Here is a 15,029-nt window from a genome sequence, read left to right as displayed (position 1 = left end):
AAAAGCCCCAAGACACCAAGTAGCGGAAACGAGTAGCCCGCACCGGCTCAGCAACAGGTGAGCCCGCCGGCCCCGGCAGTTCAGCTGCCTGTCGTCAGCGGTTCAGAGGAGTGCGGGCGGAGTCCCCCGGCACGGCCATCGAGCGTCTGCGCCGGAACAGCAGGGCAAACGCGACGGCACCCGCGAGGAAGATCAGGCCGGCAACCCAGGTGTTCACCCGGAGCCCCAGAATCAGGTTGGCATAGTCGGAGCGCATCAGTTCAAAAGCGAAGCGTCCCGCCGTGTACCCGGCAACGTACAGGGAGAACACGCTTCCCGCCCCGAGGGTAAAGCGCCGGTCCACATACAAAAGAAGAAGCCCGACGACGACGCACCACAGCGATTCGTAGAGGAACGTGGGCTGGAAATAGCCAAGGACCACCGGGGCACCCGAGGGATCGGTCACCGCTGACCCGGTGGCAGGGTCCATCTGATGGATCTGAAGTTTCCACGGAAGGGTCGTCGGATCCCCGTAGAGCTCGTTGTTGAACCAGTTACCCCACCGGCCCAGGGCCTGGGCAAAAACCACGCCCGGCGCAACGGCGTCCAGGAACGCAAGCAAGGAGACCTTCGCTCTCCGGCAGCCGATCCACGCCCCCGCTACGCCCAAGGCCACGGCGCCCCAGATCCCCAGGCCGCCATCCCAGATGGCAAAGGCATTCCACGGATTCTTCCCCGGAAGGAAGTAGAGCTCAGGGTCGGTGATGACGTGGTAGATCCGGCCCCCGATGATTCCTGCGGGCACCGCCCAGAGGCAAATGTCCAGAACCTGCCCGTCCTGGCCGCCCCGGGCGGTCCAACGTCGGGAAGTGAGCCAGACGGCCACAGCGATCCCGGCCAGGATACACAGGGCGTAGAAATGGATGGTCAAGGGACCCACGTGAAAGGCGCTCACGGTCGGCGACGGAAGGAATGAATCGCTGGCAGTCATGGAGGCCATGGACTCCTGTCTGGAAGGTACGGGCGACGGCGGGACGGGGCTGCGCTTGAAGTAAGTTGTTCGGTTACAGAACTATTCTATAAGGGGACTATCGGGATAGGCTAAATGCAATGAAAACCGCCTCCGCCACCGAACCCCCGGTCCGTGACTACACGGGCGCCGATGCCTGGTCGCTGACCGGCGTGATAGCGCGCCTGCGACGGGTCCTGCGCTCCAGCGTGCGGCAGGAGTTCCCTTGGGAGTCCCTTCCCATGGCCCAAGTAGAGGTAATGCAACGCCTCGCCGAGGAGCCCGGGATAGGCGTCAGCGACCTCGCTGACCGTCAACGGCTTGCCACCAACACGGTCAGCAACCTGGTTCAGCAAATGGTGACCGCAGGCCTAGTGGAGCGCACCCCCCGGCCTGGTGACCGAAGGGCCGCGAACCTGAGCCTGACACAGAGCGGCACGGAGATATTGGCAGCATGGCAGGCCGCCAACGACAGGCGACTCGGGCAAGCCCTCGAACGGCTCCCGAGGGCCTACCGGAATGCAATAGAAAACGCCGTCCCTGCACTGGCCGCCCTCGCGGCCCTGCTGGAATCCGACGACAAGAGCCAGAACCGGGACCAGGACCGGCAAAACGGGACACGACCGTAAGGGATCCGCTTAGCAAGACTCGCGATTGCCATCCTCTTCCCCGAGCGCGAACTGGCAGCTGATGCCCTCAACATCGCCCCCAGAGGGCATGTACTGCCAGTTCGCGCTAGGTCGATGAACCAGCGTGAGTGTTGGAAGTCGAGCCGCCAGCCCACTAGCGTCGCAGCGCGATCACGACGACGACCACGGTCGCCAGAGCGAGGATCCCCAGGCCCACGTATGCAAGCAGCTGAAGGCGCTGCTTCCGAATTTCCCGCTTCGATTCGCGACCCGAGAGCCCAATCAACTTGTTCCCCATACGGGGAGCGTACGCCGCGATTGTTTCGCTCAGGCAACAAGAGGGATAACTGTTAGGAAGTTCCCAGCTGGCAGCCGCTGGCTGGGTATCGTGTCCCTTCCGCTTATACTGACGTCTGAATAGTTGTTCAGATGTTGGAGGTCCCGTGGCTGTTCGTGAAGCCGCCGATGAATGCGGTGTGAAACTTGTTGACCCCGACAAGGTCGAACTCGTCCGGGCAGCCCTGCCCTCGGATCATGACATTGCCGAGCTGGCGGATGTGTTCTCGCTGCTCGGCGATCCGGGGCGTTTGCGGCTGTTGACATCGTTGCTGGAAGGCGGGGAACTGTGCGTCTGCGACCTCGCAGCGACGACGGCGATGACCGAGAGCGCTGTCAGCCATGCGTTGCGGCTGCTGCGCGCCCACCGGGTGGTTTCCGTTTCGAGGCGCGGCCGGATGGCCTACTACCGGCTGGACGATGCGCACGTGCGGATGCTCCTGGACTTGGGCTTGACCCACACCGGACACACCGTCGCCGTCCATCCCGAGCGCACGGCCAAGAAGGACGGTGGCCAATGAGCACCCACCACGAAGCCCACCACCATCCCCACGACACTGCGGGCAACCCAGCCAAACACCATGCCCACAGCCACGCAATAGCAGCGAACGCGGACCGGCGCTATCTGGTTATCGCGTTAGCGCTGATTGTCGGGTTCATGATCGTCGAGGTGATTGTCGCCGTCGTTTCCGGCTCGCTGGCGCTGCTTTCGGACGCCGGGCATATGCTTACCGACGCCGGAGCGATCGCCGCCTCGCTGTGGGCGATCAGCCTCGCGGCCCGCCCTGCGCGGGGAATCTGGACGTTCGGATTCAAGCGCGCGGAAATCCTGTCCGCGGCCGCCAATGGAATCACGTTGCTGGTCATCAGCGCCCTTGTGGCCGTCGAGGCCATCCATCGTCTCATCGATCCGCCACCGGTCGAGGGCGGCCCTGTACTGGTGGTCGCGATCCTCGGGGTCATCGTGAACCTGGTTGCGGTGTGGGTGCTGGCCAAAGCCAACCGGTCCAGCCTGAACGTGGAAGGGTCCTTCCAGCACATCCTGACCGACCTGTACGGATTCATTGCGACGGCGATCGCCGGGCTCGTCGTCCTGACCACCGGTTTTGCCCGTGCGGACGCGATCGCTTCCCTCATCGTGGTGGGCCTGATGCTGCACGCCGCATGGGGGCTGCTGCGGGACTCCGGGAGGATCCTCCTGGAAGGCGCGCCGGAAGGTGTTGACCTGGACCAGGTCAGGGAACACCTCCTCGAAACCGGGCACGTGCACGACGTCCACGACCTGCACGTCTGGACAGTCACCTCGGACCTTCCCGCCCTCTCCGCGCACGTTGTCCTGGACGAGAGCTGCTTCCACGACGGGCATGCACCGCTCATTCTTGACCAGCTGCAGAACTGCCTGACCGGTCATTTCGACGTCGAACACTCCACCTTCCAGCTCGAACCCGCCGGCCACGCGGTCCACGAAACCGGAACCCACTGATGACAACTGCCCCGCCCCGGTCCTGGATCAAGGACGCCCGCACCGTCCGGCTGCTGTCCTGGTTCAGCCTCATCTGGATGCTCCTGGAGGGAGCCCTCGGCCTTGTTGCCGGCGGCACCGCAGGCTCCGTGTCCCTGATCGGCTGGGCGCTCAGCTCCGCCGTCGAGGGCCTGGCGAGCATCATCGTCATCTGGCGGTTCACCGGATCCCGCACCCTGTCCGAAACCGCCGAAGGCCGCGCACAAAAGGCCGTCGCGATCAGTTTCTGGCTCCTCGCCCCCTACATCGGAATCCAGTCGGTCATCGACCTGGCCACGGGACACCGGGCCGAGAACAGCATCCTGGGCATCGTGCTCACCGCGGCAAGCTTGGTGATCATGCCTGTCCTCGGTATCGCCAAGCAGCGCCTCGGTGCGAGGCTGAACTCCGGAGCCACCGCCGGGGAAGGAACCCAGAACCTGCTCTGCGCCGCCACGGCTGCCGCTGTGCTGATCGGTCTGGCCGGCAATGCGCTCTTCGGCGCGTGGTGGCTTGACCCCGTCATCGGCCTCATCATCGCCGCCGTCGCCGTCAAAGAAGGCCGAGAAGCGTGGAAGGGTGAAGACTGCTGCTAGCGCACTCAAGGAAACGGACACCCCATGGCCAGCATTGAAACCCCAACCACAGACTCCGGAAGGCTGTTGCGCCGCGGGCTGCGGCTGGAATACGCGACCCTGGGCTGGAACGTGGTGGGCCTCGGCGTCCTGGCAGCCGCGGCCATTCAAGCCGGGTCCCCGGCACTGGCCGGTTTCGGCTTGGATTCCCTGATCGAGATCTTCGCGTCGATCGTGGTGGTGTGGCAGCTCAAAGGCGCCCACAAGGAGCGCGAAGCCCCCGCGATGCGGTTGATAGGGACGGCCTTCGCGGTTCTCGGCGCCTACCTGCTCATCCAAGTGGCGGTGGTGTTTGCCACCGGCGTCCGCCCCGCCACCTCAGGCCTGGGCATCGTCTGGACATCCCTTACTTTCGTGGTCATGCTCGCCCTGGCGTGGGGCAAGATCCGCACCGGGCACCGCTTGGGCAATCCGGTACTCCGCGCGGAAGGAAAAGTGACCCTGGTGGACGCCTACCTGGCCGGCGCGGTGCTGGCCGGGCTCGCCCTTAACGCCCTGTTCGGCTGGTGGTGGGCGGATCCCCTGGCCGGCGTCGTGATCATCTACTACGCCGCCCGCGAAGCCAGTCACGCTTTCAGACACACCTCTTAGTGGTGCGCTTGCGTCTCCTGGAGCCGCTTGATGAACCAGCGTGACTGCTCGGGTCCGTAGGGAAGCACCGGGATCGCTTTGGTAGCGTCCGACGGCGTGTCCCGGATCGACTGCCTCGCTTGCCTTACCGCTGTGGACATGGTGTCGGCCATCGTCTTCACGAACTGGTCGCTACAAGGCTTCCCGTGGCCGGGGATGAGGAACTCGTAACGGTGGCGCAGGGCCGAGATGTGCCGGAGGGCGTCGGCCCAGTCCTCCGGGTAGGCGTCCTCGAACGAGGGATGCGCACCTTGTTCCACGAGGTCACCGGCGTAGAGCGTGCTGGGCGTGCCTACCAGGAGGTCGCCGTCGGTGTGGCCGCGGCCCAAATAGAACAGCGTGGCGGTGAGGCCGCCGAGGTCCACCAGGACGGGCTGGTCCTTGACGATCGCGTTGGGAATGACGATCTCGACGGCGTCACCCTGGCCCGCGGCCATCTCCGGTTCCGCGGCGGCGACGAAGCGGCGCTGGTGGTCGCCGTCGTCGTCGATTGTGGCCGCACAGTTGACGTGCCCCCAAAACTCGGTGACGCCGTCGTCGGCAAAAACGGCGTTGCCGAAGTAGTGGTCGTAATGGGCGTGGGTGTTCACGACGACCAGCGGCAGCTGGGTCTTTTCGCGGACTGCGGCGAGGATCTGCCGGCCTTGGCGGGGGCCGCAACCGGTGTCGATCACCATGGCTCGTTCGGTACCTACAACGAGGCCCGTGTTGAGCAGGCACCCTTCGGTCTCCAACACATAGTTGTTAGGGCCGACTTCGAGCCATGCTGACATTGTTTCTCCGTCTTCAGATGCGTTCCGGAAGTGTTCAGGCCTTGATTCTACCCACGCGGAGCTGGGAGGATCGGGAGCACGTTACATCCCCATGAAGATTTCATTTCAATCCGGGACGACCGGTTTGTTCGGCTGTAGTATTCCCTTTAGTTTGCAGGTCCGGGCTCAGCCGGAGCTAAAGGCAAAGGAATGATTTCATGTCGACGCGGAAACCGTCTTTTCTTGCATTGACCAACGCCGGGATGCGGGCCAGCCCGGAGAACGTGGAGGCGCCCATCGAGCAGTTGCGTGGGCTGCGCCTCCAGGTCCTGGAGATCATCGAGGAAGTCTTGTCTGACTCTTCGCAGGCGACGGAGGCTGTGCGCGAGCAACTTCGCCAGCACATTGCTGCCCACCCCGGGCGTCCGGAAGAGGCGCTGCTGGAACATTTGTCTTCGCTCAGGTCGGAACAGCCGGCCCCGCAAGGCGAGCCGGAACCTCAAGGCGACCCGGACGTGGATTTGTTCCAGCACCCAAGCAGCCCCCGGCTTGAGGCGGTCCTCAGGGACGGGATGTTGATGACCGCCTTCCAGCCCGTTTTCGACCTCACCACGTCCACGGTGGTCGGCGCCGAGGCTTTGACCCGCTTCGTCACGGACAGTGGTGACCCTGCCGATTACTGGTTCGCGGAAGCCGAGGACACGGGGCTCCGAACGGATCTCGAGTTCGCGGCCTTGGAGTCGGGGCTTAAGGCCGCGCTGGAACTGCCGCAGCAACTTTTCGTGGCGTTGAAGCTTTCCCACGAGGTCTGCCTGGATCCGCGGCTTCCTGTGCTTTTCGATCAGACTCCGGTGGCGGCATCCCGGGTGATCCTCGAAATCTCCGGAGAGTTCCCCAGGCACCAGGCCGATTCGCTCGACGCCGTGGTGGCTCCGCTGCGCAGTGCCGGCGTACGCCTGTCCATCGAAGACTCCGGTTCATTCTTCGCCGGTGCCGGCCATATTCTTCGGCTTAAACCGGAGATGATCAAGCTGGACCGGAAGCTGACCGCAGGCCTCAACCAGGATCCCCTTCGGCAGGAACTGGTCCAAGCGGAGGTCCGGTTCGCGCGGGAGATCGGGGCGGCTTTGACCGCCCAACGCATCGAAACCAAGGACGAACTCGCCACTCTCGCGGGCCTGGGAGTAACCGTCGGACAGGGGTATCACCTTGGGCGGCCCTCGGTCCAGCCTAGCGATTGGGCAAAGTGGGGCGGGCGCGCCCGGCATCTCGCCTCCCTTGGAGGTCGCGGCAGGAACCTGCGTACCTGGCTGAACCGGAGCTGACAGACCCGCTCCCAAGAAGGGGGCAGGGCGTTTTGGGGCGGCCCATCTTCCTCGATTTCGGGACCCCTTGGATATGCTCCGCGCTCCCCTATTGCTTCTCTTGCGGCCTTCTGCTTCTCTGGCACTACCGGGCCGCCGCACGCTAATTCCGGTGTGGGCCGCGCCCGGCTGAAGGGACGTGAGACCGCTATGACTTCTCTGTGGCTGGACGCGCGCGATGCTTCCGCAGCCGCGAGCCCCGATGAATTCACGCCCGGGACCAGTTACGACGCCGTCGTGGTCGGCGCCGGAATCACGGGCTTGGCCACGGCACTCATGCTGGCACGGACCGGGAGCAGTGTGCTGGTCCTCGAGGCCCGGCATATCGGGGCTGTCAACACCGGTAACACCACAGCCAAGCTGAGCCTGTTGCAGGGCACCACGTTGTCCAGGCTTCGGGACCAGTATTCGGTGAACGTGGTCCGTGCCTACGTTGACGCGAACAGGGCCGCCCAGAAGTGGTTGCTCGCCTATTTCGAGGAGCGGGGTGTGCCCTTCCAGTATCGGGATGCCTACACGTTCGCCACTACCCCGGCCGGCGCGGATCGGCTTCGTGCTGAAGCCTTCGTGGCCCGGGCTGCGGGGCTCAACGTCAAGTCCACCCTCGAGACGGGGCTGCCTTTCGACGTCGACGCCGCCTTGCGGCTTGCGAAACAGGCCCAATTCAACCCCATGGACGTCCTGGATGCGCTGGCTGTGGATGTTCGGGCCGCCGGCGGCAGCATCGTGGAGGGCATCCGCGTCATGAACGTCCGCAACGGCGATCCCCTGACGGTGGTCACCAGGAAGGGCGAGGTCACCGCGCGCTACGTGGTGCTCGCCACCGGGACACCGATCCTGAACCGGGGGCTCTACTTCGCGAAGCTGCGGCCGAATCGTTCGTACGCCGCCGCGCTGCGGCTGCCGGAAGGCATCACCCCGCCGCCGGGGATGTACCTTTCCGCTGAGCCGCCCACCCGCTCACTGAGGGACTATCCAATGCCCGACGGCGGGAGGTTGCTTTTGGTGGGCGGGTTCGGTCATGCGGGTGGCCGGGCGCCGTCGACGCAGGTCCATGTGAACGAGCTGCTCGGCTGGGCCCAACAGCATTACCCGGGTGCCGAGGTCACGCACACGTGGGCTGCCCAGGACTACCAGGCCGGTAATCTCATGCCGTTCTTTGGCAGGTTCCCACGGGGCCACGGGAAGATCTTCTTCGGCACCGGCTACAACAAGTGGGGCATGACAAATGGTGTTGCGGCGGCGCTGGACATCACCGCTGATATCCGTGGCGAAAAGCTGGAGTGGGCCCACACGATCCATCGCCGGGTCACGGGTCCCCGCGGAGCAGCGTCGACGATTTCGCTCAACATAGAGACACAGCAGCAGAATTTCCGGGACAAGGCAGCCCTGAAGGAGAAGCCCGCCATCACGGAGGAAACCAGCCCCGCCGAGGGCACGGGCGTCACCGGGCTTTTCCACGGGAAGCCCGCGGCAATCTGCACGGTGGACGGCGTGGTGTGCAGGGTGTCAGCGGAATGCGCGCACCTGGGTGGGATCCTGCACTGGAACGACGCCGAAAAGTCCTGGGACTGCCCCCTCCACGGCTCGCGTTACTCCGCCGCGGGAAAGCTGCTGGAGGGGCCGGCGACGCACAATCTGTTCAAGCTGCAGTAGAGGGCTCGGTGTTCAGCTCGGGTTGAGGCCTAAGCGTGCCGCCAGCTCACCGGGGCGGTTGAAGCGGTAGAAGAACGGACCGAGTTCTCCCCTGTCGAGCGTCGAGGTCAGGGTGATGAGACTTTCCAGCAGCGGAGCCTTCGCCAAGTCGCCAAGATGTATCGGCTCGAATCCCGCGTCCCGGATGAGGCGCTCGGTCGCCTCGCGGGCATCGTCGTCGGACGCGAAGAGGGTTCCCGGTGGCATTGGCTCAGCATCGACGGCGTCATAGATTGAAGCGAAGTTGGTGTTGAAGGCCTTAGCGGTGGGCCCGCCGACAATCGCTTTGACCTGTTGGGCGATCGAGTCGTAGCCGGCCGGGCGATCGCCGAAGGTATTGCTGGCATCGATTGTCACCTGACCGTCTAGGCCGGCAATCTTGGCCAAGCCGACGGCGATCGAGTCTCCCGGAATGGCGACCACCACGACGTCGGCGCCTGTGGCATCACCGCCGTCCCGGCCTAGCGCAGTCACGTCGTGGCCTGCAGCCGTCCAGCGTCGCGCCAGCGCACCGCCGACGTGCCCCCGCCCAATCACGGTGATCCGCATGGATCCCACCTACTCATTTCGAACCAAGTACCGACAAAGAACACCTTGGAGGCTCCACACCGACTATTCGCTGGGGCCTACGGGCTCACGGCCACCTGGTTCACCACGGGAATTTCGGTCAGCATCCCGACAATCATTGCAGCGACCGACGAATTGATGCGGGCAGTCGGGCCAGCCATCGCCCTCCCCACGGAGCAACGTAACTTTCATTCCGGAATCCTAGTCCCCCGCACGGGCCGTCGGAAGGCTTCGCGGCCCGTGTCGTAACCATGAGGCATAGGCTAATCCTCCTTTTCAAATGCCAAATTTAAGAACTGAAATAGGCCGACTTTGTTCGAATTTCCCTTCCAACAAAGGCAAAAAGGCCGTATTATTCCTTGCAAGCTGTGGGTCTCAGGGGGCGCCTATATGAATAGGAGTTTCCCTTGCAGCGTCTACATATTATTGCCTCAGCTACGGCATGTCTTTCTTTGATTGCGGCCATCTTTATTGCCGCGCCAGGACAGGCAGGTACTGCCCAAAGGAACACGGCACCCCAGGAACGGGAAGACCAGCCGATACGAGCCGGTACCAGTCGTGGAGTCCAGTCTGTCGCCTGGGATCAGGGGCTGTCGCCCGGGCGAAGCGCCAGTCCACTGCATGAAATCGCCAATAAGTACGACAGCGTGTACGTGATGGACGGGAACGCCGTCGGGACCGCGGAGGATGGGGGGCAACATTTTACCCGTTGCCGACCGAAGCCGAAGGGTCGCTAATCGTCACTCCTGAAGTTGCGAGGGATCTTCACCTCAAACCGGGCGAATTTCCCGCTTCTCAGTTTGACAACCTCGACGCATTGGCAAACGCGCCAGAAAAAGGCGACGCTATCTTGGCCCCGCCATTTCAATCAGTGAGTGCAATGGCGACGATCGACCACTCCACGTACTTCTGGGCTCCTGTGGGAGGTAGCTGGAGCGGCGAGATCCGGCGCCTAACGTCCTACAACCATGCTTCAGAAAAATACTACGGTTGGAATGTTGCGCCACTCGTCATCTTTGGCGTGTGCACCCAGGGATCCGGGTACTACACGGGCTACAACGGCGGGAGCTTTGGACTCTGGAAGCGTTGGTACGGGACCGGTTGCGGGAAGAGCGGGTCTAGCCGTGTCCCCTGGAACAACGTTCTCGCCTACCCCACGTTCATGGCCAAGTCCATGGTCGTGTACGCAGGTGTTCCGGGACATTTCAGGTAGAAGTCAACTAGTCACATAGGGGGTCGCGTGGTCCAGGTAAGAAACCGGCTGCTCATTATTGGCGTGATTGTCTGCGCGGGCGGAGTCGTCTTCGAAACGTTAGCCACAAACTTACTTTCGCTGCTTATCTCCCTCCAAGGCGGAGCCGGCGCGGGCGTCGGTATATGGCTGACAGGCCTCGTCGGTTCAGTCGTGCGCTTCGGGCTTGCCCCACTGGGCGCATCACTCATAGCTCTGGGCATCGCAGCACACATGCTTCGAAACCAGATCCCGGACCTTCTCAACAACCATGGGAAGGACGAGTAAGCAGCATTTGGAACCGGAATCTGTTTGGACAGGAGTTTCAAAATGACCCCGAACCTAAACGGTACCGAAAGCGGCATCCTGTTGTCCCGACTATGCGTAATCGCCGGGGTCATTGGGGGCGTCTTGGCAGTCCTGCATCCATTTCTGGGGGCTGCGCTGTCCGTGCTTGTGTTGGTGTGGGCGATTGCTGGCCAGCGCGGCACCGGTCAGCAGGCGTACCGCATAGCACTCTTAGTCAGTCTGGCCGCTCTGGTGATGAACACTGCAATTCTGCTCGCATCACTGTCTGTTGGGACGTCTGTTCCCGATCCCCTACCGGCCATGAAAATTAGCTCAGGAACGGACCTTCTCAACAACCATGGGAAGGACGAGTACGCGTAAGGACCCGGTCGCAATACCCGAACCCCGGGACCCAACGGAAATTCAGTGACGATATCCTCCCGGCATGGGGAACTTCAGAACGGGATATCTGGCCAGGGATGAACGACGCGAGCGGCGAAGAAGGATTCAGCGGCAGCTGTCCTACGTCGGATTAGGGGTGTTGGCTGCCGCCACAATTTTCGTTGTGACGATTGCTCTCCGCCACTGAGACGCCGCCACCGGCAGCCGGCGTCGCGAGGAGTACCGCCGGCGCACCGCCGTCGTAATCCATCATGAGCCGTAACCAACAGGTGCCGCTGGTGAATCACCGGGCGCGCTCGGATAGCCTTCAACCATGGGGGATCTGGGGTGGGTTCGGCGGGTGCTGGTTGTCGAAGATCAACCATTCATGCGCGGGCTTGTTGCCGAAGCCTTGAGGGGCCCGGAATTCGACGTGCATGATTGCGCGTCCGCGTCCCAGGCTCTGTCGATGTTCGCCGCCGTCGATCCCGATGTCCTGGTGACGGACATCGATCTGGGAACCCGGCCCAACGGCGTCGAACTGGCGCATGTCGTGAAGTCGCTCTCCCCGGGGTGCGCCATTGTGTTCCTCACCAACTATCCGTCGGAAGCTCCCTTTTCTGAGTTGCCGGCGGGAGCAACCTTCGTCAACAAGGCGTCCCTTGACTCCGTGGAAGGCCTCATCAGTGCAGTGAACTCGACCCTCGTGGAGCTCCCTGTCACCGTGACTCCCGCTGTGGCGTCGGACGCAGCGAAGATCGGCGCGCTGACTCGGGTACAGCTGGATATCCTGCGCATGATCGCGGAGGGCTGGTCGAACGCTGAAATCGCCAAACAACGGGGAAGCAGCATGCGCTCCGTGGAGAAGGCCGTGTCCCGCACGTTCGAGGCCCTTGGCCTGAACCGGAGTCCGGGCGTCAATCCGCGGGTTGCCGCGGCAACGCTATACGCGCGTACGTTTGGGTTGCCGGCCCCGGTCGATAGCGAAAAATGATCAGCCGCTCCCCTGCGCTCTGGGCCCGGGGTATCGGCAGTAGCAATGCCTTGAGCGTCTGGTCGTGGCTCCTGACCTTGCCCTTGGCGCTGACGGTCATGAACATGTTCGCCGGATCGATCACGCTCGCTGGGACGGGATCGGTCACGTCGGCCGTGGAAGGTTCCGGCACGGCGATCGTGTTTCTGGTGCACGTTGTGCTTGGTCTTGTGGGGATACTCCTTCGCCCCTTGATCACGGCACGCCCGAGCGTCAAAGGCAGAATCGCGACGGCGTTCGGCACCTTCGCTTTCCTGGGCGCCTGCCGCCCCCTCCTGGTGGCTTGGTCCGCCCAGGCCTTGAATATCGCAGACCTCAGCGAAGATCTCTGGGCCCGCGTCCTCATCAACATCGGGGCGGCCCTGGTCTTCCTCTCGGCGATCGCGATGCTGACGGACTCCATCCGCGGGCACGCCGTGCTCGAACCCCGGCTCCGCGCTGCCCGGGCTGCAATCGAGGTGCAGCTCGGCTTCGATGAGCACCGCTTGCGCTCGATCCGTTCCGAATATGTCGCCGAACTCTCCAAGCGTCTTGACACGGTCCTCGCCGCCCGGATCACGACAACCCTGGACAGAACCGAGGCCTCACGCCTGCTGCGGACGATCTCGGATGACGTCGTCCGCCCAATGAGCCACCAACTTTTCCACGACCACACACCGTGGCCGCACGAGACGGCCCCTCCGCGGCCGCCTTCCCGCGCAGAACGCACCGAGGGACTCACGCATTTGATCCGGGCCGCGCCGGTCGGATTGCCTGTCCTGCTCTTTACGTCACTCATTGCGGTCCGTCTGCTGGCGGAATACGGCGTCCTCTTCCTGCTGGTTCAGTGGGTTGTCGGCGGGGCAATCCTGCTCCTCGGGAACGCCGCGACGGCCCGGACGGTGCGGGGGATTACCAGTCCTCTGCGGCGAATTTCCGCGATGACCCTCTGCTACGCAGGCACGGCCGCAGTTTCCGCGTCGGTGACCTGCCTGCTGCTGGGCGCGTTCGGCTATACCCCGTTCTTCTACTGGTCCGCCGTCTGGGCCTATCCGCTGACTGCGCTCACTGTGGCGGTTCTTCGAGCTGCCGAGCGCCAACGACGGCGGCACGAGGTCAGGCTGGCACGCTCGCTCAACGAGCAACTCAAGCTAGCCGACCGCGCGCACCAAAAGCTGCTTTACACCCGCCGGAGAGTCGCCAGGATTCTGCACAACAACCTGCAGGGAAACCTGGTTTCGAGCGCCCTCGCCCTGGGTGCCTCGGGAGCGAACGACCCCGAAGAGGACCTTGCCCCGCAGAGCGTCAAGAACATCCTGACGCGTGCCGTGGCTACTGCGCAGAATGAGATCTTGGACGACTCGCCCGGGCAAGCAGGGAGCGCGGCATCGAGTATCCAGGACCTGCTGAGTACTTGGGGGCGCGTGCTGAAACTGGCATGCGACATCGACCCTGAAGTGTGGGTGTTGTGCGACGAAGACCCCGCCAGGGCCGAGGCAGTCATCGAAGTGCTCTCGGAAGGCTTCACCAACGCCATCCGGCACGGTGAACGAAGCCATGTCCGGGTCGCAATGTCGGCCCAAGAGCCGCTCCCGGCAAGACCGGCGATCGACACCGGCGCCATTCACATAACCATCAGTTCCCCCGGCCGGCTCCGAGGCCAGATCCGCCCCGGCCTCGGAATGACGACGCTTCAGGCCCTGTCCAAGGAAGCAGCACTCAGCGAAGATGGCGACAACGTCGTGCTGCGGGTTGCTCTTGCGTGAGCTTGACGGTCCGTCTCCCGGCTGAAACAGGGCGCGAACGCTTTCGCGCGATCGCGTCCTTGGCCCGTTCCCCCGCTGTCACTTGGTGTGGCCGGCCAAAAAGGCTTGGCCAGCGACGGCGACACAATTTGACGAAGTTGCAGTAGGGCGAGGAGGCAACTCGGCTAAGCGTCTTGCCGAAGCTGACGAGCCACGCGCAACAGTTTCGGCAGGTACCTATTCCACGCGCCGGCAGCGAACCCCGCAGCCGCCAGAGTCAACAGACAAGAAGCGAGAACGTCTGTTGGATAGTGCACCGCGAGATAAAGCCGCGACCAAGCGACTATGGCGACCATCAGCACGCTTCCCAGCAGCACGTGTCGTCGCCATCGGGTCTCGTTGAAGATCCAGTAAGCCGCGACCCCTAACGAAGCCGCGAAAGCCACATGACCGCTGGGGTAACTGATCCAGACGGGCTCCGTGGTCGGGCTGTGTCGAGAAACCAGCAGCTTCATTAGCCAACAGCTCGCACAACCCGCGGCGATACTCGCCACTAAGGCAAGGGCACTCAGACCTTTCTGCCTAACTACCAAGAAGAGGCCCCCGCCAGCTGCAAGCCAAGGCCCAAAAGCAATACCGAAGATGTCATTTAGTCCGAAGGCGAGCCAGTCCAAGAAACCAGTACGGTGCTGGCCGAGGATCCGGTCGATCCGATATTCAGCGCCAGTGAACTGTGGCAACTCCCTGACGATCAAGCCAAATGCCAAGACGACGATCGCGCCCACCACGGGCCAGACAATCCATCTCCGCGGCTGGGGACGCAACACCAAACCCGATCCAACGGCTGCTATGTCAAGGCCTTGTTCGAGTATGCCCTTTTCACAAGCCCCAGTTTCCATACCCTCATCATCTCAACTCCGGGTTGGAGATCGAAACGGTCCCCGTCAGTTCCCCCTCGATGCCGGCCCGCAGCCGAACCAGAGCATTGATACCACCGCGGTGTTCGTAAGCGGCCGAGCAGCCTGGGGCCGGTCGGATCAATGAGGGCGCGTTCGTTGACACCACGCCCGCGAGCGCAGAAAACGTCGTGAGCCCTGGATAGTCGAACAGATCCTGTCGTGTTCTCCGGTGGGGCTTAAGTCTCCAGCCCGAACGTTATCCCCCATTGTTCATGAGGTCAGGCTAGAGGCGTTCCTTAGGACGTCTTAAGAGCGGTGAACGCCTGTTCTTGCCGTCGCGTTGAATTTATCCAAGGGAAATTCGGCCTACAAATCC

General features: G+C 63.2%; 17 protein-coding genes. 12 read left to right on the top strand and 5 right to left on the bottom strand.

The features are described 5' to 3' along the window. Positions 1–94: 94 nt before the first annotated feature. Positions 95–979 carry a prolipoprotein diacylglyceryl transferase gene (lgt, locus tag QRN52_RS20745; RefSeq protein ID WP_284755480.1) on the bottom strand — a complete coding sequence of 295 codons (885 nt, stop codon included), beginning with the start codon at positions 977–979 and terminating at the stop codon, positions 95–97. Positions 980–1,089: 110 nt separating this feature from the next. Here lgt and QRN52_RS20740 point away from each other — a divergent pair, with 110 nt between their 5' ends. After that, a complete protein-coding gene (locus tag QRN52_RS20740; protein ID WP_284755479.1) occupies positions 1,090–1,617 on the top strand; it encodes a MarR family winged helix-turn-helix transcriptional regulator in 528 nt (175 codons plus the stop codon). A 154-nt stretch (positions 1,618–1,771) separates the two neighbouring features. On the opposite strand, the gene QRN52_RS20735 is transcribed toward QRN52_RS20740, so the two are convergent. Further along, entirely contained in the window at positions 1,772–1,915 is a 144-nt protein-coding gene (locus QRN52_RS20735; RefSeq protein ID WP_284755478.1) for a hypothetical protein, read from the bottom strand. Positions 1,916–2,060: 145 nt separating this feature from the next. Here QRN52_RS20735 and QRN52_RS20730 point away from each other — a divergent pair, with 145 nt between their 5' ends. The 4 genes from QRN52_RS20730 to QRN52_RS20715 are packed head-to-tail and all read left to right on the top strand — an operon-like array spanning position 2,061 to position 4,680. Further along, positions 2,061–2,474 carry an ArsR/SmtB family transcription factor gene (locus QRN52_RS20730; protein WP_284755477.1) on the top strand — a complete coding sequence of 138 codons (414 nt, stop codon included), beginning with the start codon at positions 2,061–2,063 and terminating at the stop codon, positions 2,472–2,474. Then, on the top strand, positions 2,471–3,436 hold the full coding sequence (locus QRN52_RS20725; RefSeq protein WP_284755476.1) for a cation diffusion facilitator family transporter: 966 nt from the start codon (positions 2,471–2,473) through the stop codon (positions 3,434–3,436). Before QRN52_RS20730 ends, QRN52_RS20725 begins: the two co-directional genes overlap by 4 nt. Next, on the top strand, positions 3,436–4,050 hold the full coding sequence (locus tag QRN52_RS20720; protein ID WP_284755474.1) for a cation efflux transmembrane domain-containing protein: 615 nt from the start codon (positions 3,436–3,438) through the stop codon (positions 4,048–4,050). The genes QRN52_RS20725 and QRN52_RS20720 overlap by 1 nt, the downstream gene beginning before the upstream one ends. A gap of 24 nt (positions 4,051–4,074) precedes the next feature. Further along, positions 4,075–4,680, top strand: coding sequence for a cation efflux transmembrane domain-containing protein (locus QRN52_RS20715; RefSeq protein ID WP_284755473.1), 606 nt, complete (start codon positions 4,075–4,077; stop codon positions 4,678–4,680). On the opposite strand, the gene QRN52_RS20710 is transcribed toward QRN52_RS20715, so the two are convergent. Next, positions 4,677–5,492 carry an MBL fold metallo-hydrolase gene (locus QRN52_RS20710; RefSeq protein WP_284755472.1) on the bottom strand — a complete coding sequence of 272 codons (816 nt, stop codon included), beginning with the start codon at positions 5,490–5,492 and terminating at the stop codon, positions 4,677–4,679. The genes QRN52_RS20715 and QRN52_RS20710 overlap by 4 nt on opposite strands. A 197-nt stretch (positions 5,493–5,689) precedes the next feature. Here QRN52_RS20710 and QRN52_RS20705 point away from each other — a divergent pair, with 197 nt between their 5' ends. Both QRN52_RS20705 and QRN52_RS20700 read left to right on the top strand, forming a co-directional pair. Next, the gene (locus QRN52_RS20705) at positions 5,690–6,796 is read left to right on the top strand and encodes an EAL domain-containing protein (RefSeq protein WP_284755471.1); all 1,107 of its coding nucleotides are present in this window, start codon (positions 5,690–5,692) and stop codon (positions 6,794–6,796) included. 189 nt (positions 6,797–6,985) lie between these two features. Beyond that, complete coding sequence (locus QRN52_RS20700; protein WP_284755470.1) at positions 6,986–8,491, top strand: FAD-dependent oxidoreductase; 1,506 nt, start codon at positions 6,986–6,988, stop codon at positions 8,489–8,491. 12 nt (positions 8,492–8,503) lie between these two features. Here the strand turns inward: QRN52_RS20700 and QRN52_RS20695 are convergent, their stop codons facing one another. Continuing rightward, complete coding sequence (locus QRN52_RS20695; protein WP_284755469.1) at positions 8,504–9,079, bottom strand: NADPH-dependent F420 reductase; 576 nt, start codon at positions 9,077–9,079, stop codon at positions 8,504–8,506. 898 nt (positions 9,080–9,977) lie between these two features. Between QRN52_RS20695 and QRN52_RS20690 the strand changes: the two genes are divergently transcribed. The 5 genes from QRN52_RS20690 (at position 9,978) to QRN52_RS20670 (ending at position 13,775) form a co-directional block, all read left to right on the top strand. Beyond that, positions 9,978–10,310: a hypothetical protein gene (locus QRN52_RS20690; RefSeq protein WP_284755467.1), complete on the top strand. Its 333-nt coding sequence runs from the start codon at positions 9,978–9,980 to the stop codon at positions 10,308–10,310. A 27-nt stretch (positions 10,311–10,337) separates the two neighbouring features. Beyond that, on the top strand, positions 10,338–10,616 hold the full coding sequence (locus tag QRN52_RS20685; protein WP_284755466.1) for a hypothetical protein: 279 nt from the start codon (positions 10,338–10,340) through the stop codon (positions 10,614–10,616). 42 nt (positions 10,617–10,658) lie between these two features. After that, entirely contained in the window at positions 10,659–10,997 is a 339-nt protein-coding gene (locus tag QRN52_RS20680; protein WP_284755464.1) for a hypothetical protein, read from the top strand. A gap of 334 nt (positions 10,998–11,331) precedes the next feature. Beyond that, a complete protein-coding gene (locus QRN52_RS20675; protein WP_284755463.1) occupies positions 11,332–11,991 on the top strand; it encodes a response regulator in 660 nt (219 codons plus the stop codon). Then, positions 11,988–13,775 (top strand): sensor histidine kinase, encoded by a 1,788-nt coding sequence (locus QRN52_RS20670; protein WP_284755462.1) that lies wholly within the window; start codon positions 11,988–11,990, stop codon positions 13,773–13,775. Before QRN52_RS20675 ends, QRN52_RS20670 begins: the two co-directional genes overlap by 4 nt. A gap of 164 nt (positions 13,776–13,939) precedes the next feature. Here the strand turns inward: QRN52_RS20670 and QRN52_RS20665 are convergent, their stop codons facing one another. Next, positions 13,940–14,542: a phosphatase PAP2 family protein gene (locus QRN52_RS20665; RefSeq protein WP_284755460.1), complete on the bottom strand. Its 603-nt coding sequence runs from the start codon at positions 14,540–14,542 to the stop codon at positions 13,940–13,942. Positions 14,543–15,029 lie beyond the last annotated feature (487 nt).

This window comes from Arthrobacter sp. efr-133-R2A-120, from assembly GCF_030209835.1.
Lineage (GTDB): Bacteria > Actinomycetota > Actinomycetes > Actinomycetales > Micrococcaceae > Arthrobacter.
Note: the sequence above shows the minus strand (reverse complement) of the source record. Positions and strands in the feature narration are given on the sequence as shown.